Raw genomic sequence first — 21,371 nt, 5'->3', positions numbered from 1 at the left:
TCCTCCGTCGGCTCCCGGGCTAGGCGCGGGCCGGCTCGGCTGCGGCTTCAGCCTGCGCGACAGCGGGCGCGGGAACGTGTTGGCGGCGCTCCAGGGCCGCGCCCTCCACGTCGACGTTCGGCATGATGCGGTCGAGCCACTTCGGGAGCCACCAGACCGACCGGCCGAGCAGATGCATCAGCGCCGGCATGAGCAGCATGCGCACGACGAACGCGTCGACGAGCACACCGAATGCCAGGCCGAAGCCGATCGAGCGGATCATGGTCGACTCGCTGAAGATGAAGCCGCCGAAGACCGAGATCATGATGAGCCCGGCGGCGATGACGACCGAGCGGCCGGCCCGGACGCCCTTGACGACCGCGAGCCGCGCGGATGCACCGTGCACATAGGCCTCGCGCATCCCGGAGGCCAGGAACAGCTGGTAGTCCATCGCGAGGCCGAACAGGATCCCCACCAGGATCACCGGCAGGAAGCTCAGGATCGGTCCGGTGTGGATTCCGAGCGCATCGGCGCCCCAGCCCCACTGGAACAGGGCCGTGATCGCACCATAGGTCGCGAACAGCGACAGGATGAAGCCTCCGGTCGCGATCAGCGGAACCAGGATCGACCGGAACACCAGGATCATGATGAGCAGCGAGAGTCCGACGACCACGGTGAGGTAGAGCGGCAGCACTGACGCGAGGTTCGCGGAGATGTCGAGGTTGATCGCGGTCTGACCGGAGACGCCGAGTCGGTAGGCGCCGTCGATCGGGGCCAGGTCGCGCAGCGCGTTGACCAGGTTCTCCGTCGAGACGCTGTTCGGCCCTTCCTCGGGGACGACCTGGAAAGCGAACAGTGTGCGGTCGCCGGAGACGGCGATCGGGGCGACCGCGACGACATCCTTCTGATCAGCGAGAGCACGCGCGATGTCGAGCTGAACCGACGTGACATCGTCTGCGGCGACGGCCTGCTTCGCGGCCGCCGTGACGAGCAGCGGGCCGGTGGTGCCGGCGCCGAAGGCCTTCTCGGTGACCGTGAACGCCTCGTAGGTGGTCGAGCCGACCGGTTCGGAGGAGCCGTCGGGCAGGCCGACCCGCATCGACAGCGCCGGGATGGCGACGATCAGCAGCACGACGGCGGCGCTGACCGCGGTGACCACCGCGCGCCAGGTCTTCATGGGCTTCGCCGCCGTGTCGTCGTGGTGCACCTGGCCGACGCGGGCGCGGGCGCGGCGGCTGAGCACGCGCAGCTTCAGGAGGCCGAGGATCGCCGGCGTCAGGGTGACGGCGATCAGCACCGCGAGCACGACGGCGATGGCGCCGACCGTTCCCATCAGGCCGAGGAACGGCACCCCGGTGACGTTGAGCGCCAGCAGGGCGACGACCACGGTGGTGCCCGCGAAGACGACCGCGTTGCCGGAGGTGCCGTTGGCGAGGCCGATGGACTCCCGCGGCTCGGCCCCCTCCAGCAGCTGCTTGCGGTGCCGGTTGACGATGAACAGCGAGTAGTCGATCCCGACGGCGAGGCCCAGCATGATGGCCAGCACCGGGGTGACGGAGGCCATGTCGACGACGCCCGAGAACGCGAGCGAGCCGAGCGCGGCGACCGCGACGCCGAAGAGCGCGGTGACGATCGGCAGCGCAGCGGCGACGACCGAGCCGAGCACGACGATGAGGACGATCGCGGCGAAGACCACTCCGACGGCCTCGCCGAGCCCGACGATCTGGGGGACGCCCTGGGCGATATCGGTGGAGAACGAGACGGTGACGCCCGTGATCCGTGTGGACTCGAAGTGGTCGATGACCGCCTGCTTCGAGGTCTCGGACAGCTCGAGCCTGGGCTTCGTGAACGCCACGTTGACGAGCGCCGTCGAGCCGTCGGACGAGACCATCCGGATGTCCTTGGAGAGTTTCAGCAGCTCCGCGCCCTGGTCGAGCTGCTTCTGCTGTGCGGTGAGCTGCTTCTGCTGGGTCGCCAGCTGAGCGAGACCGTCGTCGATGGTCTTCTGCTGCGCGGCGAGCTTCGCCTGAGCGGCGGCCAGCTGCTCGGCGGGCATGCTCCCCGCCGGCGCGGACTGCAGCTGCGCCTTCGCGGCGTCCAGCTGCTGCTGGCCGGCAGCCAGCTGGGCCTTCGCCGCGTCGAGCTGTGACTGGCCGGCCGCGAGCCGGGTCTGCCCGTCGGTGACCTTGGCCTGCTGAGCTGCACGCTCGGCCTCCGTCGAGAACGGATCGATGACGCCGGAGACGTCCGGCAGGCCGTCGGCGTCGGCGATGAGGGAGCTGATGCCCTTCTTCTGCGTGTCGCTGAGCGCCGACCCGTCGTCGGTGCGGAACACGACCGTGCCGGACGCGCCCGCGTAGTCGGGCAGCTTGTGGGTGAGCTCCTCCACCACGGCGCCCGCTGCGGTGCCCGGGACGTCGAAGGAGGTCGTGAGGCCCTTGAACCCGATCAGGAAGCCTCCCACCGCGATGCCGAGGACGACGAGCCAGGCCACGATCACGGTCCAGGCGCGGCGCGCCGAGAACTTCCCGAGGCGGTAGAGCAGTTCGGCCATGCGCGGTCCTTTCGACGTCCCGCGAAAAGAATACGCAACGGTCCGTCTCGTTGAATGTATGTAGGCTGTGAGCATGCCTGAAGGTCGACGGGGAGCAGTGCGCAGCGAGGCGGCGCGTGTCGCCATCCTCGAGGCGACAGCGGCGCTCTTCGCCGAGCGCGGCTACGACCACCTCAGCATCGAGGGCATCGCCGCCCGCGCGGGCGTCGGCAAGCAGACCGTCTACCGGTGGTGGCCCGGCAAGAGCGCTCTCATCGCGGATTGCCTCCTCGAGGGGATGCTGCTGCCCGATCGCTTCGCCGTGCCGGACACCGGCGACCTGCGCGCCGACCTCATCGCCTGGCTGGCGGGGGTGGAGGGCGTGCTCGACAGCCCGACAGGGGAGGGACTGTACCGCTCCCTGATCGCGGCCGCCTCCGAGAACGCCGAGGTGGCCCAGCGGCTGCGCGAGTCGCTCGCCGACCCCCGGCTGTTCGCGCCACGGCTGCGGGCCGCCCGCGACTCAGGGGAGGTGCGGGCGGACCTTCCGGTCGACGAGGTCAGCGAGGCCCTCATCGGGGCGATCATGCTGCGCGCGCTGGCGCGTACACCACGCGACCCCGGCCTCCCCGAGCGCCTCGTCGACCTCACACTCGGCCCGCGCCCGTCCTGAGCCGCCCTCCCGTCGCCGAGGGGCACGTAAGCGCCCCCAAAACCGCTGGATAGGGGCGTCTACGTGCCCTTCGGCGGTCTGTTCGGGGCGGGGGCGGCGGCGTAGGCTCCTGGCATCAGCGCAGGACGGAGATCGACGTGACGAACAAGACGCCTCGCGAAGAGGAGATCCAGAAGGAGCAGGAGGCGAAGGACGCCGAGAAGGAGCGCCTCGAACGCCAGGAGGAGGAGCGCCTCCGCTGACCCGGGGCCGTTCTCCCCGCCGAGGGGCACGTTGTTGTCGCTTTCTGGTGCCGAAAGCGACAACAACGTGCCCCTCGGCTGGTGGTGAGGTGGCGCAGCGCGGCGCGGCGGGCGCAGCGCGGCGCGCTCAGCGGCGCGCGGTGGCGCGGGCGCCCGCGTCGCGCGGCAGCAGGAACGCGCCGGCGAGCGGGATCAGCAGCAGGGCGGCGGCGAGCGCGAAGGCCCAGTGGTAGCCGGGCAGCGGTGAACCGGTGACGCCCTCCGACACCGCTGTGGAGGCGCGCACGAAGACGGCCACCACGGCCAGTCCCAGCGCGGTCGCGACCTGCTGCAGCGCGGAGGCGAGCGTGTTCGCGTTGTTCGTGTCCGTCGCCTCGACGTCGGCGAACTGCAGCGTGTTGTACGCGCTGAAGCCGATCGACCGGAAGACCCCGCTCGCCACCAGCAGCGCGAGCAGCACCGGAAGCGGTGCCGCCGGACCGATGCCGACGAACGCGGCCAGCACGAGCATCCCGAGCAGGTTCGACCAGATCAGCACGGTGCGGAAGCCGAATCTCCGGATGAGCGGCGTCGTGAACGGCTTGATCGCCAGGTTCCCGACGAAGATCGCGATGACCGTGAGTCCCGCGACCGTCGCGCTCCACCCGTAGGCGAGCTGGAAGAGGAGCGTGAACAGGAACGGCGCCCCGGTGATGATCATGCGGTACACGCCGCCGCTGACGTTGCCCGCGCGGAACGAGTGGAGGCGCAGCACGCTCCAGTCGAAGAGCGCGTGCTCCCGGCCGCGCGACGCGGTGATGGCGACCCAGCCCACGGCGAGCGCGACGAGGATCGCCGCCCCTCCGGCGAGCTGGAACCGGGCGTCCTCGGCGCTCAGCCCCTCCGCACCGGCGGTCAGCAGCACCAGTGCGAGCGCGATCGCCGCGTAGCCCCGGCCGTCGAAGCGCAGCGCCGGCTCACGCGACGTGCGCGGCACCAGCATGATCCCCGCGACGAATGCGGCAAGACCGAGCGGCAGGTTGATCAGGAAGATCCATCGCCAGCCGACCGTGTCCGAGAGGATGCCGCCGAGCGCCGGTGCGATCACCGGCGCGATCAGCGCGGGCCAGGTGAGGTAGGCGATGGCGTCGAGCAGGTCGACGGGGTCGGTGTCGCGCAGCACCGCGAGCCTTCCGACCGGAACCATGAGCGCGCCGCCGATGCCCTGCAGCACACGGGCGACGGTCAGCAGCGTCAGGGAGGGCGCGAACGCGCACAGCAGCGACGCCACGGTGAAGACGACGATCGCGGTGATCAGCACCGGACGGATGCCCAGCCGCCGCGACAGCCAGCCGGTCGCGGGGATGCCGGCGGCGACGGCCAGCAGGTAGGCGACCATTGCGACGCTCACGTCCGCCGGTGCGACCCCGAACTCGCGCGCCATCGTCGGCGCGGCGGTCTGGATGATCGTCCCGTCGAGGTTCTCCATGAAGAACGTCGCGGCCACCAGCAGAGCGAGGCCGCGGCTGAACGAGACGGTGGCGCGAACCACCCGCTACACCGCGCGCCCTCGGTTGCGGCGGCGCACCTCCCGTGGCGCCCGCCCCGCGAGGAACGAGCGGCCGGGGTCGACGACGAAGCCCTGGCGGAGGGCCTCCCGGCCGACGAGCATCCGGAAACCCATCTGGTCCCGGTTGCTCAGCGTGGTCTCGGCGAGCACGGTCTGCTTGCCCAGCGAGAGCTCCAGGAGCACCACGATCCGCTCCTCGCTGTGACCGGAGGAACTGCGGACGACTCGCCGGTCGTGGATGGGTCGCTCGACGACGGTGGCATCGGTGTCGGCATCCTGCCAGGGGTGCACCGTGAACCGCACACGGTCGCCCGACAGCTCCTCCAGATCGAACGCGTGCAGCGCCGAGCTGCGGGCCCCGGTGTCGACCTTGACTTTGATCCACGGAATGCCGATGCTGGGCAGGCTCGCCCATTCACGCCACCCCACCGCCAGGGTGTTTGAATGGAGGTCACCGGCCATCCCCCTATCTTTGCAGGATCCCTCGATGAAGCTCGCCATCCTCTCCCGCGCTCCGCACGCGTACTCGACCCAGCGCCTGCGCGCCGCGGCGCGAGATCGCGGCCACACGGTCAAGGTGCTCAACACCCTGCGGTTCGCGATCGACCTCTCCGGGGACGAGCCCGACCTGCAGTACCGGGGCCGACTGCTGTCGGACTACGACGCCGTGCTGCCCCGCATCGGCAACTCGATCACGTACTACGGCACGGCGGTGGTGCGGCAGTTCGAGCAGATGGACGTGTACACCCCGAACACGGCCAACGGGATCACCAACTCGCGCGACAAGCTGCGCGCCAACCAGATCCTCTCCCGCCACAACATCGACATGCCGGCGACCACGTTCGTGAACAGCCGCGCGGACGTGCGCATGGCGATCGAGCAGGTGGGCGGGGCACCGGTCGTCATCAAGCTGCTGGAGGGCACCCAGGGGATCGGAGTCATCCTCGCGCCGGAGGCGAAGATCGCGGAGTCGATCGTCGAGACCTTGCACTCGACGAAGCAGAACGTGCTCATCCAGAGCTTCATCGCCGAGAGCCGCGGCCGCGACATCCGCGCCCTCGTCGTCGGCGACCGCGTCGTCGCGGCGATGCGCCGGGTCGCGAGCGGCGACGAGTTCCGCTCCAACGTGCACCGCGGCGGCACCGTCGAGAAGGTGGAGCTGACCCCCGAGTACGAGGAGGCCGCCGTGCGCTCCGCGCAGATCATGGGCCTCCGCGTCGCCGGCGTCGACATGCTCGAAGGCCACGACGGCCCGCTGGTCATGGAGGTCAATTCCTCCCCAGGCCTCGAAGGCATCGAGCGCGCCACCGGCCTCGACGTCGCCGGCGCGATCATCGACTTCATCGACAACCAGGTCGCGTTCCCCGAGATCGACGTGCGCCAGCGGCTGAGCGTCTCCCGCGGCTACGGTGTCGCCGAGCTGCTCGTGCACGGCAACGCGGACCTCGTGGGCAAGTCGATCAAGGAGTCCGGTCTGTGGGACCGCGACATCACGGTGCTGACCCTGCACCGCGGTGCCACGGTCATCCCGAACCCGCGCAGCGGCGTCGAGCTGCAGGCGGGCGACCGCCTGCTCTGCTTCGGCAAGCTGGAGGAGATGCGGTCGATGATCCCCGACCGGCGCAAGCGCCGCACGAAGGTGCGCCGCCTGCCGAAGGAGCCGCTGGTCGAGGCGTGAGCCGCGGCGGCGGTGGAGCGGCTGCTCGCCGCCCACCGCCGTGGCCGTCGGTCAGGACCGGCGGCGGCGCAGGTACCCGCCTGCCACGAGTGCGCCTCCGATTCCCACGAAGAGCGCCGTGAGCCAGAGGATGTCGCCGATCTCCATGCCGGTGTGCGCCAATGCCGCCGCTGCGGCCAGCGTGACGCGCGCCGAGGAGGGCGACGAGGTCACCGGACCGCCGATCGTGTCGCCTCCCGCCGTCGCGGTGTTGCTGATCGAGCCTGCGCTGCGGTCGGCAGCGGTCGTGGCGTAGGTCGCGGTGCACTCGATCGCCTCACCGGGTGCAAGGGCGCTCGCGCCGGCCGGGCAGTCGATGGCGGGGAAGCTGCCGGTGCCCGAGAACGCGCCCTCGGCGATCGTCACGTTCCGAACGGTCACGTTGCCCGTGTTCGTCACGGCGAACCGGTACGCGATCTCCGAACCGGAGACCGTCGCCGTCTTCACCAGTTCGAGGGCGGGCGCGGCGTCGTGGGGAAGGATCACCGTCGACGGCTCGCTCTCGATTGGGCTGCCGCCCGCCGGCGGGATGCCGCTCGCGGTCGCCGAGTTGGTGATTCCGCCCGCGTCGGCATCGGCCTGCGTCACGGTGTAGGTCGCCGTGCACGAGGTCTGATCCCCCGGCGCGAGGGTGGTCGCCGCGCCGGAGCAATCCGGAACCGGAGGCGCGCCTGCGCCCGTGAACCCGGAGTCCGACACCTGGATGCCGTCGAGCGTCACGTTGCCCGTGTTGGTCACCACGAAGGTGTAGGTGATGACCGCGCCGGGGACGAATGAGGCGGCGTCCGAGGGGGTCGCCGACTTGACGATGCTGATCGCCGGTTCCGGAGTCGCACCGAACCTGCTCGAGGCCGGCCCGAAGGTCATCGGCACGCCGGGCGACGACGGAGGAGTCCCCTGGACCGTGGCCGCGTTGTCGACGCTTCCGGCGTCGACGTCCGACTGGGTCGCCGTGTAGGTCGCCGTGCAGGTGATCGTGTCACCGGGAGCGAGGACGATCGGATCGGCCGGGCACTGCACGACCGGAGCCACTCCCGTGCCGGAGAACGATCCCTCGACGACCGCGACGTCCGACATCGTCACGTTGCCGGTGTTGGTCACGACGAAGCTGTAGACGACCAGTTCGCCCGAACGTGTGATCGTCGTCGGGCTGGCGCTCTTGACGATGTCGAGTGCGGGAGACTCGACGACGTTGAACGTCGCAGACGAGGACGGCGAGACGCTGGGGGTGCCTCCGGCCGGCGGGACCCCCGTCGCGGTGGCGTCGTTCGTCACCGTCCCGGCGTCCACATCGGACTGCGTCGCGGTGTACTGGGCCATGCAGGTCACCGAGGCCGCCGGAGCCAGCGATGCCGCACCTGCCGGGCAGGTGACGGTCGGCGTCGGTCCGGCACCCGAGAAGGACCCTTCGACCGCGGTCACGTCGCTGAGCGTCACATTGCCGGTGTTCGTGATCAGGAAGTGGAAGGTGACCGGCTGACCGGCGACGGTGATCGCCGCCGGAGTCACCGACTTCTGGAGCTCCAGTGCGGGGGCGGGCTGGGCGGTGACGGTGACGGTCGACGGCGGAGTCGTGATCGCCGCGCCACCGGGTGTGCGCCCGGAGACCGTGGCGGTGTTCTGGATCGACCCGGCGTCCATGTCCGCCTGGGTGACGACGTAGTCGGCCGTGCAGCTGATGCTCTCACCTGGCGCGATGGAGGTGATCCCCGGCGGGCAGACCGGGTTGAGGATCGCGTGTCCGGTGAACCGGCCTTCGACGACATCCGCGCTCGAGAGCGTGACGTTTCCCCTGTTGGTGACGAGGAAGGTGTAGGTGAGGGTCTGGCCGGCCGCCGTCACGTTGGACACGGACGCGGTCTTCTGCAGCGTCACCGCGGGATCGGGCGCGATCGGCACGACATTCTGCGACTCGTTCGAGGTGACCGAGCCACCGGAGGGCGACGTGCCGCCGGCCGTGGCGCTGTTGTCGATCCCCCCGGCGTCGGCGTCCGCCTGCGTGACGGCATAGGTCGCGGTGCAGGTGACGGTGGCTCCCGGAGCGAGGGACGCGGCCCCGGCAGGGCAGCTCGGTGTCGGCACCGAACCCGAACCGGAGAAGGCGGCTTCGGCGATCGCGATGCCGCCCACGGTCACGTCGCCGGTGTTCGTCACGGCGAACGAATAGGTGACTGTCTGCCCGGCGGCGGTCGCCTGGAGCGGGCTCGCCGTCTTCACCAGGGTCAGGGCCGGGCTTTCGCTGATCGCGACGGCGGCGGTCGACGGGGCGCTGGTCACCGGTCCTCCCGCAGACGCCGGCGGCGTGCCATTCGCTGTCGCCGTGTTCAGGAGCTGGGACTGGTCCGCGTCGAGGGCGGTGAGCGCATAGCTCGCCGTGCACACCACCCGGGCGCCGGGCAGCATCGTCGCGGCAGCAGCAGGACAGCTGACCGCGGGAACGGGACCGGAACCGGAGAACGCCGTCTCGGCGATGGAGATGTCCTTCATCGTCACGTTGCCGGTGTTGGTGACGGTGAACGTGTAGTCGACGACGTCGCCCGCGGCGGCCGCGGTGGCCGGGGTGGCCGACTTCTGGAGTTCGAGCGCCGGCGCCGCATCACTCGGAACAGCCACGGTGGACGGCGTCGAATCGACGGCGGGTCCGGTCGGGGGCGAGCCGTGCGCCGTCGCCGTGTTCGTCAGATCGCCCGCGTCGATATCGGCCTGCGTGAGGGTGTAGGTCGCGGTGCAGCTGACCTGGCCCAGCGGCGGGATGGGCGCGCCGGCGGGACAGACGGGGTTCACCGCACCGCCGGTGCCGCTGAAGGCCTGTTCGGTGATGCCGACGTTCGTGAGGGTCACGCTGCCGGTGTTCGTGGCCACGAAGGAGTACGTCAGCTTCTGTCCGACCACGAAGGACGCGGCGTCATCGGGGGTGACCGACTTCGTGAGCGAGATGCTCGGGGTCGGTGTCGCGGTCACCGTCGCCGACGAGTCCGGGGAGTCGACCGTTGCGCTCTGGGGGTCGCGGGCCGTGGCATGGGCGGTGTTGGTCACCGCTCCGGCATCGAGGTCGGCCTGGGTCACGGTGTACGTCGCCGTGCAGGTGGTGGAGGTGCCCGGAGCGAGCGCGGTGACCGGGCAGACCGGCACCGGACGGGTGCCCGACCCGGAGAAGGCCGACTCGACGATCGCGAGGGCGCTGACATCCACATTGCCCGTGTTGCGGACGGCGTAGTCGTACGTGATGACGCTACCGGGCGCGCCGATCGTCGCCGGGTCGGCCGTCTTGGTGAGGGCCAGGGCCGCATTCGCGGTCTCCAGCGTCGTCGTGGTGGCCGAAGAGTTCGACGTGACGACCGTCGAGCTTCCCAGGGGATTGCCCGTGGCTGTCGCCGTGTTCGTGAAGGAACCGCGTGCGACGTCCGCGGCGGTGAAGGTGTACGGATTGACCGCCGCGCAGGTCGTGGTGGCGCCGGGTGCCAGGGTCGTCGCCGAGCACGTGACAGGGCCGACACCCGGGTCGCCGACCGCGACGTTCTCGATCGGCATTGCGCCCGTGTTCGTCACGCTGAACACATAGTTCGCCTGGTCGCCGGCGTCGCGGATCCCGTTTCCGTTGACGTCCACGATGGAGCCGACGTCCTTCTGGAGGCGAAGGCTGCCGGACAGGGCGGTGTTCGTGATGGTGCAGTCGACGATGTCCCCGATCGAGAGGATCACCTGCGCTGAGGCGCCCGCCGCGCCCGAGGGCAGCGAGGCGTCAGGCGCCCCGTTCCTCGTACACGACCAGGACTGGTCGTACGCGGTGATCGGATTCCCTCCGGTGGAGGTCTCGGCGAGCGTGAAGGGATCGGACGGCTCGGCGGCGATGGTCTCGACCTCACCCGTCGTCGCTGTCGAAGCCGTCCCCGTGTTCGCCGACGCGAGCTCGAGCCCTTCGTGGGACGTCACGCTCACCCCGAAGGAGTCGGACGGGCTCACGCGACTGGCGACGGTCTTGCTGAGGACGACCTTGGAGATGAGGACGCCGAACGCGACGCCCTGGATCATGGTGCTCTTCAGAGTCTGGGTCAGGGTCGTGGGGCTGTCCGCCGCGAGCATGGCCGTCCCGGTGCGCGGTACGCCGTCGGTGCTGTGACACGTGACCGTGGTCGTCCCGAGCCCGGAGAACTCGTCCGGGCAGGCGTTTCCGATCGGTGCGATCTGCCGCATCGGCTTGTCGGAGGAGAACACGAGCGATTCGCCGCTGTCCGTCGATTCGGCGTCGGCCGCGACGATCGCGAATGCCCTGACCGCATTGCCATCCGCGTCGGTGAGGGTGATGTTGCTCATGGAGATGCTGGAGTCGGTCGTCGGGCTCGCCACCTGATAGAGAGCGGGACGCCCGGAGACGCCCTGGTACTGGCCGGGCGACCCGGGGATGGCGTCGTCGTCACGCCCCAGGAAGGCGTTCCTCCACGTCGGGAAGGTGGTCGCCGTGAGCGTTCGGCCCGTCTGGATGATGTCGTACGTCAGGGTGTAGCCGCCGGGGAGCTTGACCTGCATCTGCTGTCCGCCGGCCGCGGCCTCCGCCGCCGAGTAGGCGCTCATGTCCAGCCAGCACAGCGTACGGGCGTAATCTCCCGTGCCCGGGGTGGCGTAGGCGCACTGCTGATCCGTCGGTGCAGCGCTTGCCGTCTGGGTCACAGCGACCAGCCCGACGACCACGAGCAGTAGGCTCACGAGACCTGCCGTCACACGCCCGAGCATCGACTTCGTTCTTCTCAGCTTCGCCACCGGATCCGGTTTCCCCCCTGTTGGTTAGGGGAACGGTAGTGGCGCTCGGCGGAGGGGGTGCGCTCGGTTCAGCGCCGCGAACAGACCGGCGAGTCGTCGGAGGCTGCCCGATCAGCGAGGATTTCCGTGGATGCTGACACGGCGGGGGAACGCCGCGGCCGGTCGTGCCGAGAGGCGTCGCTCACGACTGCTTCATGCCGTGCTTCACCCGACGATCACCGCACGTGACACGGGCCTCCCCCGGCCCGATGCGCGTCGAGCGGGTCACTCCGGAGCGGCGTCCCACCACCGGAGGACGCGCAGGGCCCGCAGAGTGAGCCAGCGGCTGGGCATGCCCTCGTTGTCGCCGAAGTCCATCCAGGTCGGTCCCTCGTGCCGGTTCTCGAGGTTCCAGCGGCCGTCGGCGTCGGCCTTCGAGCGCAGCAGTTCCGCGGCCTCCTGCAGCCGAGGGTCCCTGCGGCCGACGCTGCGGAAGTGCTCGAGCCCGCGGAGGATGTCGTGGAACCAGCGCACCGGGTTGCTCAGCAGGGTCATCCGCGGGTCGGCGACGGCGCCGGTGCTCAGCCGGCGGAAGAGCCGTCGCTCCAGGAGGTACTCCTCGCCCGTCCGCAGCGCATCGGCCGTGGCCTCGGCGGAGGCGCCCTCGGCGAGGCCGGTCGCGAGCCACGCCGCGAGCCCTTCGACCGCGCAGATCGTCGAGTGGAACGACGACACCCGGGCCCCGTAACCGGCCCAGCAGTTCCAGGCCCCGTCGGCGAGCCGGTCGGCGGCCAGCGTGCCGGCGACGTGCGAGCCGTCCAGCCCGAAGTAGGCCGCGGCCGAGAGCACCATCCCGTTGATGCAGGGCTCGGTCTCCCCGTCGAAGTACGGCTCGCCCGCGTGATCCCAGCGCACGTGGTCGCGCACGTGCGAAACGGCCTCGATGGCGCGCGGATGCTGCGGGTCGAGGCCGAAGGCGATGAGCTGCTGCAGGACGAAGTGGGTCGCGGTCCACGCGTCGAAGAACGGGCGGTCCTCCTGCGCCCATCCCGGACGGTAGACGCCGCCGTCCCAGGTGCCGTCCGGACCCTGCAGGTTGAGCAGGTGAGCGCCCCAGCCTTCGGTCGCCACGCGGTCGCGTTCGGCCGTGACGGTCTCGTCGGACGCACCGGCCAGATCGCGCAGCACCTGCCAGCGGATGCTCGGATCGGAGTCGAGGAGCCACTCGATGGTGTCCATGGCAGGCATGGTACTCAGGTACGCCGACGTTCGCCTCACCCGTCTGCGGGGCCGGGGCCGCGACCCCGACGGCAGTGCCGGCGGTGCCGGCGGTGCGCCCTAGGCTGGTGCCCATGCCCTCAGCTTTCGTCGCCGACCCCGCCCGCTACGACTCGATGACCTACCGCCGCGCCGGGCGCAGCGGGCTCCGGCTGCCTCCGCTGTCGCTCGGCCTGTGGCAGAACTTCGGCACCGCCCGTTCCTTCGACACGCAGCGCGCGATCGTGCTGCGCGCGTTCGATCTCGGCGTGACGCACTTCGACCTCGCGAACAACTACGGGCCGCCTCCGGGGGCCGCCGAGGAGTTCTTCGGTCGCATCCTCGCCACCGACCTCCGCGCGTATCGCGACGAGATCGTCGTTTCCACCAAGGCCGGTTACCTGATGTGGCCCGGCCCGTACGGCGATTCCGGCTCGCGCAAGTACCTTCTGTCGTCGCTCGACCAGAGCCTGAAGCGGCTCGGTCTCGACTATGTCGACGTGTTCTACCACCACCGCCCCGACGCGGAGACTCCGCTCGAGGAGTCGATGGGCGCGCTGACGACCGCCGTCGCCCAGGGCAAGGCGCTCTACACCGGGATCTCGAACTACGACCCGGCGCAGACCGAGGCGGCCGCCGCACTGCTCGCGGCCGCCGGCACGCCGCTGCTGCTGCACCAGCCGCGCTACTCGATGTTCGACCGGCACGTCGAAGACGGCACGCTGGAGGCCGTGGAGAGTGCGGGCGCCGCGGCGATCGTGTTCTCTCCACTCGCCCAGGGGATGCTCACCGACCGCTACCTGAACGGCGTGCCGGAGGGCTCGCGAGCGGTCACGAGCGTGTTCCTGCACGAATCCGACCTGACCGACGACCTGCTGACGAAGGTGCGCGCGCTGAACGGGATCGCGGTCGGCCGCGGTCAGACCCTCGCGCAGCTGGCGCTGCAGTGGGTGCTGCGGGAGCCGGTCGTCGTGTCGGCGATCATCGGCGCGAGCAGCGTCGCGCAGCTCGAGCAGAACCTGGGCGCCCTCCGCGGGCCCGCCCTCACCGCGGACGAGCTCGCCGCGATCGACGCCGCCCTCGCCTGAGTGACGACGGCCCACGCCTGAGCCGAGACGAGCCGGCGGGACGCGCCATGACGGCGTGCCCCGCCGGCCCGCTCGCGGAGTGCGTCAGGCGAGAGTCGGGAGGACGCGCAGGGCGGCGTCGACGTGAGAGGCGAGAGTGGCGTCGACGGGCCCGGCGATCCACTGGGCGAAGCCGACGTGGAAGGCGCCCACCGCCGCCTGGCCCGCCAGGCTGGCCGCCGGCTCGGCGACGCCGCGGGCGCGCAGGGCCTCGCCGCTGGCCGAGGCGAGCGACGCCAGCTTGAGCAGCTCGCGCTCCTGGAGGCTCGGGTTCGCCGCGATCACCGCCGAGCGCCTGCGCGGGAAGTCACCGCCGCCGCTGTCGATGAGCGCGGCGGCCGCGCGCATCCCGTCGGCCGCGACCGCGAAGGGTGGCGCGTCGCGCGGCGCGGCGGCGATCGCCGCCAGCACGGCCTCCTGCATCGCCGACGATCCGGCGAAGAGCACCTCGCGCTTGTCGGCGTAGTGCCGGAAGAACGTGCGTTCGGTGACGCCCGCGCGCTCGGCGATGTCGGCGACCGTGGTGCCTTCGTAGCCGCGCTCGGCGTACAGCTCGATGGCCGCCTGCGCAAGGCGGCCGCGCGCGTCCGGTGTCCAGCGTCCCACCCCGCAAGTGTAGCGGCTCCCAACCAGGTGATGACAGGTTCTGACATCAGTGGTATCGTGACGTCAGTCACTGACGACAGTCACTGACATCATCGCACCACCGACTCTGGAGGTCATCCTCATGCGCGTCTTCGTCACAGGAGCATCCGGCTGGATCGGATCCGCCGTCGTCCCCGAACTCATCTCCGCCGGCCACGAGGTGACCGGCCTCGCCCGCTCCGACGCCTCCGCCGAGCGCATCCTCGCCACCGGCGCGACGCCGGTACCGGGCTCGCTCGACGACCTGGAGAGCATCCGGTCGGGCGCCGCCGCAGCGGATGCCGTCATCCACCTGGGCTTCAAGCACAACTTCTCCGACTACGCGGGCGCCGGCCGCACCGAGCGCGCCGTCGTCGCCACGATCGGCGACGAGCTCGCAGGCTCCGACCGGCCGTTCCTCTTCGCGTCCGGCATCGTGGCGCGCCCGGGCGAGGTGCTGACCGAAGACGTCGCCTCCCCGTACGTCGGCGTCGACGCTCCCCGTGGAGGCGGCGAGGCGTTCGCGTTCGAGTACGCCGACCGCGGCGTGCGGCCGGTCGCCCTGCGGTTCTCGCCGACCGTGCACGGCCCCGGCGACCACGGCTTCAGCGCCGAACTCGTGCGCGTCGCCCGGGAGAAGGGGGTGGCCGGCTACGTCGGCGACGGCGGCAACCGCTGGCCGGCCGTGCACCGGCTCGACGCGGCGCACCTCGTGCGGCTCGCGCTGGAGCAGGCGACACCCGCGGCCCGCGTCCACGGCGTGGGCGAGGAGGGCATCCCGACCCGCGAGATCGCGGAGGCGATCGGGAGCGGGCTCGGCCTCCCGGTCGAGTCGATCGCACCGGAGGACGTCGACGCCCACTTCGGCTGGATCGGCCGCTTCTTCGGCATGGACATCCCGGCCTCCAGCGCGATCACCCGCGAGCGCTACGGGTGGGAGCCGACCGGGCCGACCCTGCTGGAGGACTTCGCGTCGGGGGCCTACTTCGACGCGGTCGCCGCGCGCTGACCGCCAGCCCGGGACGGCGTCGGCAGGAGCCCGAGAAGCGCCGCCACCAGGAAGCACAGTGCGCCGCCCACGGTGCCGACCCCGGTCCAGAACGGGCTCAGGAGGGCCTGCGTGCCTGGCAGCACGAACGCCCCGACGGCGGCGAAGCCGAACAGCACGGAGCCGGCGAGGTTGAGCCAGCCTCCCGCGGTGTCCCGCGCGTCGGCCCGCTGCCGCGCGAGCGCGACCACGGCGAGCACGCTCGACACGAGGAAGCAGATCGAACCGTAGACATCCGGGCGCCAGCCGCTGTTGCCGGCGGCTCCGGCCGGAATCGCCGCGGCGAGCGCGAGCGACGTGCTGACGTTGAAGAACAGTGTGCCGACGAACTGGATCACCGACGAACTACGGTTCGGGAGGCCGAGCGCCAGCCCGGCTCCCGCCGTGAAGAAGATCGACCCGATCACGAACACGACGTTCGTGGCGATCGCCCCGAGCGCGGCGGCGATCGACGGGAGCGCGGCGAACGCGAAGCACACCGAGCCCACGGCGAAGGAGGCGTCCGAGAGCAGAACGCGGTTCCGCTCCCAGGCGCCTCCCTCTCCGCTCACGCCCGCTCCGCTCAGTGCGCGAAGTGCGCCTTGGTCCTGGCCGACTCGGTCGCCTTCGCGCCCGCGTCGGTCGCACCCGCCTTCTGCGCCTGCTCGCCGAGCTCGGCGCAGACCGCGCGCACGTCGTTCACGAGGTCGTCGGCCAGATCGGCGTTGAAGCCGTCGCGCACGACGATCCGCAGCACGGCGACGTCCGTCGCGTCGGCGGGCATCGTGTACGCCGGCACCTGCCAACCGCGGGCGCGGAGCTCGTGCGAGACCTGGAAAACCGTGTAGGGAGTGCCCTCCTTCAGAGCGAAGGACAGCACGGGGATCGCCGACCCGTCGGTGATGATGTCGATCACCGGGTCCTCGGCGAGGCCCGACGAGATCCGCAGAGCGATGTAGCGCAGCGCCTCCATGATCGCGGTGAACCCCGCCCGGCCCAGCCGCACGAAGTTGTAGTACTGCCCGACGATCTGGTTGCCCGGTCGCGAGAAGTTCAGCGTGAACGTCGGCATGTCGCCGCCGAGGTAGTTCACGCGGAAGACGAGGTCGTCCGGCAGGTGCTCCGGCGACCTCCACACCACGAACCCGATGCCCGGGTAGGTGAGTCCGTACTTGTGGCCGCTGACGTTGATCGAGACCACACGCGGCAGGCGGAAGTCCCACTCCAGGTCGGGGTCGAGGAACGGCACCACGAAGCCGCCGCTCGCGGCGTCCACGTGCACCGGCACGTCCGGGCCGCCCGATGCCGCCAGCGCGTCGAGGGCGGCGCAGATCTCGGCGATCGGCTCCAGTTCGCCCGTGTAGGTCGTGCCGAGGATGCCGACGACGCCGATGGTGTTCTCGTCCACCGCGTCGACCACCTGCTCCGGCGTGATGACGTACCGGCCCTTCGCCACGGGGAGATAGCGCGGCTCGACCTCGAAGTAGCGGCAGAACTTCTCCCACACCACCTGCACGTTCGCACCGAGCACCAGGTTGGGTACGCCTCCCTGCCCCGTACCCCCTGTCGTCCCGGAGCGGCGTGCACGCCAGCGCCACTTGAGCGCGAGGCCCGCCAGCATGACCGCCTCGCTCGAGCCGATGGTCGCGGCGCCCGTCGGTTCCCCCGGCTCGGCGTGGAAGAGGTCGGACACGATCGAGACGCAGCGGCGCTCCATCGCGGCGGTCGCCGGGTACTCGTCCTTGTCGATCATGTTCTTGTCGAACGCCTCGGCCATGAGGATCTCGGCCTCCGGGTCCATCCACGTCGTGACGAAGGTCGCGAGGTTGAGCCGCGAGCTGCCGTCGAGCAGGAGCTCGTCGTGGATCAGCCGATAGGTGGAGGCCGGGTCGGTCGCGTCGTCGGGCAGGGTGCTCGGCGGGCTCTTGCGCGAGAGCCGCCCGGTGTAGGCGGGGGCGAGCCGGGTGTCCCCGCTCGTCGATGGGATGTCTGACTCGAGCCGCGCCATGCGCGCCCCCTTCCGGTCCCGCGGATCACTTCTTGTCGAGTGTTCCGATCTGGTTTCCGCTGAGGTCGTAGACGACCAGGGTGCTGCCCTTGGCCGTTCCGGTGACGGCCTTGCCCAGCCACTCGTCGACCCCGGTGCACGCCATCATGGTGCTGGCGATGGGCCCGAACGTGATGCTGTCGCCGTCGATCGAGCCGCGGCCGGTGAGCCGGTTGCAGCCGTCGGTGCCCGAGAAGGCGCCGTCGTTCTCGATCGTGAGGTTGGGCTGCTTCGCGGCGGTCGACCCCCAGCTGCCGACGACCGCCGCACCGCTCGGGGTGCCCGCGCAGCCCGCGAGAAGACCGATGACGGCGACGGCGACGGCGCAGGTGCCGAGCAGGCCGGCGGGCGCCCTCCGGATCGTTCGCGTCATGGTCGCCCTCCCCGTCCGCCGTCCGCCGCGCGGGCGGACCGTCCTTCACGAGGCCGAGGATAGCGGTGTGCGGCGAATGCGCAACAGGGTGCGTCGCGAGCGGGTCAGCCGCCGCCGGGCCCGTCGCCGGTGTCGTCCGTGAGGTCGTCCACGAGGGCGAGCACGCGCGGGCTGCCCAGGATGCGGAAGTGGCCGCCGACAGGCACCTCGATGTTGCGCGCGCCCGGCAGCGCACAGCCTCCCGGGATGTGCGGGTCGAACCACCCCCAGATCGAGACGATGCGGGTGACGTCGACGTCGGCCGCCGCCAGCCGGGCGAGGTCCGGGCCGTCGGGCCGCAGCGCGCGAACGGCGGGGATCGGGATCCAGCCGGCCAGCACCGACCCGGAGAACGGAGTCGAGATGGCGACGACGCGCCGGATGCGCGCTGCCGTCTCCGGCCGGCTGAGGAGGGCGCGCGCCACGAGCCCGCCCTTGCTGTGGGCGACGATCGTCACGTCGCCCAGGTGGTTCTCGAGCAGATGGCGCTCGACTCGGTCGGTGGCCTGCTGCAGCGACATCCGGTTGTCACCGAGGGCGGCGACGACGTGCACGGGATGCCCCGCGGCATGGAGGCGGCGGGCCAGCGGGTGCAGGAATCGCCAGGTCTCGTAGATCCCCGGCAGGAGCACGACGGGTTCCCCGGTGCCGTTGTCGTCGACGAGCGCCGCGGGCTCGCCGCGGTCGAACGCCGCCCGCAGCTGGTGCCGCAGGACGTACTCCCAGTCGGCCAGCAGCACCCCGATCCTGCGGAGCAGGTGGAGCCTGTGCACCCGGCCCGGCCGCGTCTGCGTCGTTCGCTGCTCCACCAGGCCAGCTTCGCGCGTGCGGGCGCTCTTGCCAAGCCGAGGGGCGGGGTGGATAGTTGCGGCATGGGCGATGTGATCGCATTCATCCTGTGCTTCCTCCTCTTCCTGGTGGGGCTCTTCCTCCTCGGCCTGGCCGACACCCTGCCCGCGTGGGAGGGGCTGGTCTTCTTCGCCGGGATCGTCTGCGTCGCGCTCTCGTTCGGCATCCCGGTGCACGCGCTCGGCCATTCGGAGCACCAGTAGCGGTACCCGATGCCGCAGAGGGGCACGTCGTTGACCCTTTCGGCGTTCGGAAGGGGCGTCTACTCGCCCTTCGCGGACCTAGGGTGTGGGGATGGTGCGAGTTCATGAGACGGCGACGGTGGCGCCCAGCGCGGTGGTGAGCGGGGACGTGACACTCGGCGCGGGCGTGCGCGTACTGGCGGGGGCGGTGCTCGACGGCTCTGGAGGCCCGATCACGCTCGGGGAGGACGTGCTCGTCATGGAGCACGCGGTCCTGCGGGGGCGGGCCGAGCATCCCCTGACGGTCGGCGACGCCGTGCTCATCGGCCCGCACACCAATGTCACGGGATGCCGCATCGGGGACGAGGTGTTCGTCGCCACGGGCGCGTGCGTGTTCGCCGGCGCGGTCGTCGGCGCACGGTCCGAGTTGCGCATCCACGCGGTGCTCCAGGTCAACTCCGTGCTGCCGCCCGACTCCGTGGTCCCGATCGGCTGGATCGCGGCCGGAGATCCGGCTCGGCTGTTCTCACCCGACCGTCACGACGAACTGTGGACGGTTCAGCGCGAGCTGGACTTTCCGGGGACGATGTACGGCGTGCCGCGCGACACCTCCATGCGCGAACTCATGCGACGGCTGAGCGCGGGCTTCGACGACTAGCGCTGCGCCGTCGGCCGGTCGAGGCTCAGATGGAGCAGCGGGTAGGGGCGCCCCGCGTCGTCGCGCTCGCTGCGGCCGACCACCTCGAATCCGCGGCGCTCATAGAAGGCGGCGGCGGGCCCGTTCTGCTCGTTGACGTCGACCCGGGTGACGCCCTGCAGCTCGACGGCGTGTGCGAGGAGGGCGCTGCCGACACCTCCGCCGCGTTCCGTGGCGTCGACGAACAGCATCTCGAGGCTGTCGCCGTGCACTCCCGAGAACCCCACCGGCCGGCCGTCGCGCTCAGCGACCGACAGCGTGACGGCCGGGAAGTAGTCGGCGGGGAGACGCGCTTCGATCTGGTCGCGATCGGCGTCGTCGAGGAAGTCGTGCGTCGCATCGACCGCTCGACGCCAGATCGCCACGAGAGATGGATACTCGACCGGCCCGAGCGTCGGCCGGATCTTCACGGCGGGTATGGCGTGGCTCCTCTGGTGACGGCGGGAGCCACCACACTACCGAACGCCCGCGATCACAGGTCGGCCGGGGTGTGCACGCCGGTGTCGGCGCGGAAACCGGCGGTGGCCTCCTCGTAGGTGGTGTGCTTGCGGGCGGGATGCGACTCGGCGGGAGGCGGCACATCGGTCCGGCTGAGCGCGTGCAGCACCAGCTGTTCGACGAGCTCTGCCGCCGTGGTCTCGCGATGGCGGGCGATTCGGACCAGCGCTGCGAACTCGCGCTCGCCCAGGCGGATGGTCAGTGGGATTCCTGCAGGCGCACGACCGGGGCCGTGAGCGGACGCGGGCTCAGCGACATCAATACCGTGAGAATCCTTCATGTGGGCATGGTCTCACGGACGCGCCCTGTTTAGAAGAACCCAAAAATGCGAAACATACTCCAGAATCCGCGGCCGTCACAGTAGACAGCGCGGATCGATCACCCGAAGCGGCCGTTGACGTAGTCGAAGGTGCGCGGGTCGAGCGGGTCGCCGAACATGGCGTCGGTGTCGCCGTACTCCACGATGGCACCGGGACGCCCGGCTCCCGCCAGGAAGAACGCGCAACGGTCGGACACCCGCTGGGCCTGCTGCATGTTGTGCGTGACGATGACGATGGTGACCTCGGAGACCAGCTCGAGCATGGTCTCCTCGATGACACGGGTGGAGGTCGGGTCCAGCGCGGAGCACGGCTCGTCCATGAGCAGCACGCGCGGGCGCACGGCCAGGGAGCGGGCGATGCAGAGGCGCTGCTGCTGCCCTCCGGACAGGCCGCCGCCGGGCGAGCGCAGGCGGTCCTTGACCTCGTTCCACAGACCCGCCTTGGCCAGGCAGCTCTCGACCAGCTCGTCCTTCTCGCCGCGCGTCGCCCGCATCCCGGTCAGCTTGAGCCCGGCGACGACATTGTTGTAGATCGACATCGCCGGAAACGGGTTGGGCTTCTGGAACACCATCCCGATGCTCTTCCGCGCGTCCACGAGGCGCCGGCCGCGGTCGTAGATGTCCTCGCCGTCGAGCAGGACCTCGCCGGCGAGGGAGGCCGACGGGATGAGCTCGTGCATCCGGTTGAGGATGCGCAGGAACGTCGACTTGCCGCAGCCCGACGGGCCGATGAGCGCGGTGATCTCACCGGCGTTCATGGTCAGCGAGACCCGGTCGAGCACGAGGTGGTCGCCGAACCACGCCGAGATGTTGCGCGCGTCCAGCCCGGCGAGGGCGGAGGTCGGCGGTGGCGGTGCGAGCGGGGCGGTGGCGGACATCGAGGGCTTCTTTCGACGGGACGG

General features: G+C 70.8%; 19 protein-coding genes. 6 read left to right on the top strand and 13 right to left on the bottom strand.

The window, feature by feature from the left end:
- Nucleotides 1-19: 19 nt before the first annotated feature.
- Nucleotides 20-2,533, bottom strand: coding sequence for an MMPL family transporter (locus KNO15_RS10045; RefSeq protein ID WP_241703582.1), 2,514 nt, complete (start codon nucleotides 2,531-2,533; stop codon nucleotides 20-22).
- A 73-nt stretch (nucleotides 2,534-2,606) separates the two neighbouring features.
- On the opposite strand from KNO15_RS10045, the gene KNO15_RS10040 reads away from it, so the two are divergent.
- The gene (locus KNO15_RS10040) at nucleotides 2,607-3,185 is read left to right on the top strand and encodes a TetR/AcrR family transcriptional regulator (protein ID WP_241703581.1); all 579 of its coding nucleotides are present in this window, start codon (nucleotides 2,607-2,609) and stop codon (nucleotides 3,183-3,185) included.
- Between the two features lie 369 nt (nucleotides 3,186-3,554).
- Here KNO15_RS10040 and KNO15_RS10035 read toward each other — a convergent pair whose 3' ends face one another.
- Together KNO15_RS10035 and KNO15_RS10030 are read right to left on the bottom strand one after the other, a co-directional pair.
- Complete coding sequence (locus KNO15_RS10035; RefSeq protein ID WP_241703580.1) at nucleotides 3,555-4,958, bottom strand: MFS transporter; 1,404 nt, start codon at nucleotides 4,956-4,958, stop codon at nucleotides 3,555-3,557.
- Nucleotides 4,959-4,961: 3 nt separating this feature from the next.
- Nucleotides 4,962-5,438 (bottom strand): ATP-dependent zinc protease family protein, encoded by a 477-nt coding sequence (locus KNO15_RS10030; protein ID WP_241703579.1) that lies wholly within the window; start codon nucleotides 5,436-5,438, stop codon nucleotides 4,962-4,964.
- A gap of 25 nt (nucleotides 5,439-5,463) precedes the next feature.
- Between KNO15_RS10030 and rimK the strand changes: the two genes are divergently transcribed.
- On the top strand, nucleotides 5,464-6,654 hold the full coding sequence (rimK, locus tag KNO15_RS10025; protein ID WP_241703578.1) for a 30S ribosomal protein S6--L-glutamate ligase: 1,191 nt from the start codon (nucleotides 5,464-5,466) through the stop codon (nucleotides 6,652-6,654).
- Nucleotides 6,655-6,705: 51 nt separating this feature from the next.
- On the opposite strand, the gene KNO15_RS10020 is transcribed toward rimK, so the two are convergent.
- Both KNO15_RS10020 and KNO15_RS10015 read right to left on the bottom strand, forming a co-directional pair.
- Nucleotides 6,706-11,412: a DUF7507 domain-containing protein gene (locus tag KNO15_RS10020; RefSeq protein ID WP_241703577.1), complete on the bottom strand. Its 4,707-nt coding sequence runs from the start codon at nucleotides 11,410-11,412 to the stop codon at nucleotides 6,706-6,708.
- Nucleotides 11,413-11,715: 303 nt separating this feature from the next.
- Nucleotides 11,716-12,669, bottom strand: coding sequence for a hypothetical protein (locus KNO15_RS10015; protein WP_241703576.1), 954 nt, complete (start codon nucleotides 12,667-12,669; stop codon nucleotides 11,716-11,718).
- A gap of 113 nt (nucleotides 12,670-12,782) precedes the next feature.
- Between KNO15_RS10015 and KNO15_RS10010 the strand changes: the two genes are divergently transcribed.
- The gene (locus tag KNO15_RS10010) at nucleotides 12,783-13,775 is read left to right on the top strand and encodes an aldo/keto reductase (protein WP_241703575.1); all 993 of its coding nucleotides are present in this window, start codon (nucleotides 12,783-12,785) and stop codon (nucleotides 13,773-13,775) included.
- A gap of 84 nt (nucleotides 13,776-13,859) precedes the next feature.
- On the opposite strand, the gene KNO15_RS10005 is transcribed toward KNO15_RS10010, so the two are convergent.
- Nucleotides 13,860-14,420, bottom strand: coding sequence for a helix-turn-helix domain-containing protein (locus KNO15_RS10005; RefSeq protein WP_241703574.1), 561 nt, complete (start codon nucleotides 14,418-14,420; stop codon nucleotides 13,860-13,862).
- A 121-nt stretch (nucleotides 14,421-14,541) separates the two neighbouring features.
- Between KNO15_RS10005 and KNO15_RS10000 the strand changes: the two genes are divergently transcribed.
- Complete coding sequence (locus tag KNO15_RS10000) at nucleotides 14,542-15,447, top strand: SDR family oxidoreductase (RefSeq protein WP_241703573.1); 906 nt, start codon at nucleotides 14,542-14,544, stop codon at nucleotides 15,445-15,447.
- Here the strand turns inward: KNO15_RS10000 and KNO15_RS09995 are convergent.
- The 4 genes from KNO15_RS09995 to KNO15_RS09980 form a co-directional block, all read right to left on the bottom strand.
- On the bottom strand, nucleotides 15,420-16,037 hold the full coding sequence (locus tag KNO15_RS09995; protein ID WP_241703572.1) for a YrhK family protein: 618 nt from the start codon (nucleotides 16,035-16,037) through the stop codon (nucleotides 15,420-15,422). The two genes, KNO15_RS10000 and KNO15_RS09995, sit on opposite strands and share 28 nt — an antisense overlap.
- A gap of 11 nt (nucleotides 16,038-16,048) precedes the next feature.
- Nucleotides 16,049-17,473, bottom strand: a complete 1,425-nt coding sequence (locus KNO15_RS09990) for a glutamate decarboxylase (RefSeq protein ID WP_241703571.1) — start codon at nucleotides 17,471-17,473, stop codon at nucleotides 16,049-16,051.
- Between the two features lie 25 nt (nucleotides 17,474-17,498).
- The gene (locus tag KNO15_RS09985) at nucleotides 17,499-17,885 is read right to left on the bottom strand and encodes an META domain-containing protein (RefSeq protein ID WP_241703570.1); all 387 of its coding nucleotides are present in this window, start codon (nucleotides 17,883-17,885) and stop codon (nucleotides 17,499-17,501) included.
- A 104-nt stretch (nucleotides 17,886-17,989) separates the two neighbouring features.
- Nucleotides 17,990-18,733: an esterase/lipase family protein gene (locus KNO15_RS09980; protein ID WP_241703569.1), complete on the bottom strand. Its 744-nt coding sequence runs from the start codon at nucleotides 18,731-18,733 to the stop codon at nucleotides 17,990-17,992.
- 63 nt (nucleotides 18,734-18,796) lie between these two features.
- On the opposite strand from KNO15_RS09980, the gene KNO15_RS09975 reads away from it, so the two are divergent.
- Nucleotides 18,797-18,976 carry a hypothetical protein gene (locus KNO15_RS09975; protein ID WP_241703567.1) on the top strand — a complete coding sequence of 60 codons (180 nt, stop codon included), beginning with the start codon at nucleotides 18,797-18,799 and terminating at the stop codon, nucleotides 18,974-18,976.
- 91 nt (nucleotides 18,977-19,067) lie between these two features.
- The gene (locus KNO15_RS09970; protein ID WP_241703565.1) at nucleotides 19,068-19,613 is read left to right on the top strand and encodes a gamma carbonic anhydrase family protein; all 546 of its coding nucleotides are present in this window, start codon (nucleotides 19,068-19,070) and stop codon (nucleotides 19,611-19,613) included.
- On the opposite strand, the gene KNO15_RS09965 is transcribed toward KNO15_RS09970, so the two are convergent.
- The 3 genes from KNO15_RS09965 to KNO15_RS09955 form a co-directional block, all read right to left on the bottom strand.
- Nucleotides 19,610-20,062 (bottom strand): acetyltransferase, encoded by a 453-nt coding sequence (locus tag KNO15_RS09965; protein ID WP_374113159.1) that lies wholly within the window; start codon nucleotides 20,060-20,062, stop codon nucleotides 19,610-19,612. The genes KNO15_RS09970 and KNO15_RS09965 overlap by 4 nt on opposite strands.
- Before the next feature lie 62 nt (nucleotides 20,063-20,124).
- On the bottom strand, nucleotides 20,125-20,430 hold the full coding sequence (locus tag KNO15_RS09960; RefSeq protein WP_241703561.1) for a hypothetical protein: 306 nt from the start codon (nucleotides 20,428-20,430) through the stop codon (nucleotides 20,125-20,127).
- Between the two features lie 98 nt (nucleotides 20,431-20,528).
- A complete protein-coding gene (locus KNO15_RS09955) occupies nucleotides 20,529-21,347 on the bottom strand; it encodes a phosphate ABC transporter ATP-binding protein (RefSeq protein WP_241703560.1) in 819 nt (272 codons plus the stop codon).
- Nucleotides 21,348-21,371 lie beyond the last annotated feature (24 nt).

It is taken from the genome of Leifsonia shinshuensis (assembly GCF_022606355.1).
In the GTDB taxonomy this organism is placed as follows: Bacteria; Actinomycetota; Actinomycetes; order Actinomycetales; family Microbacteriaceae; genus Leifsonia; species Leifsonia shinshuensis_B.
The sequence above is the reverse complement of the archived record's forward strand: the minus strand, read 5'-3'. Positions and strand labels throughout refer to the sequence as shown.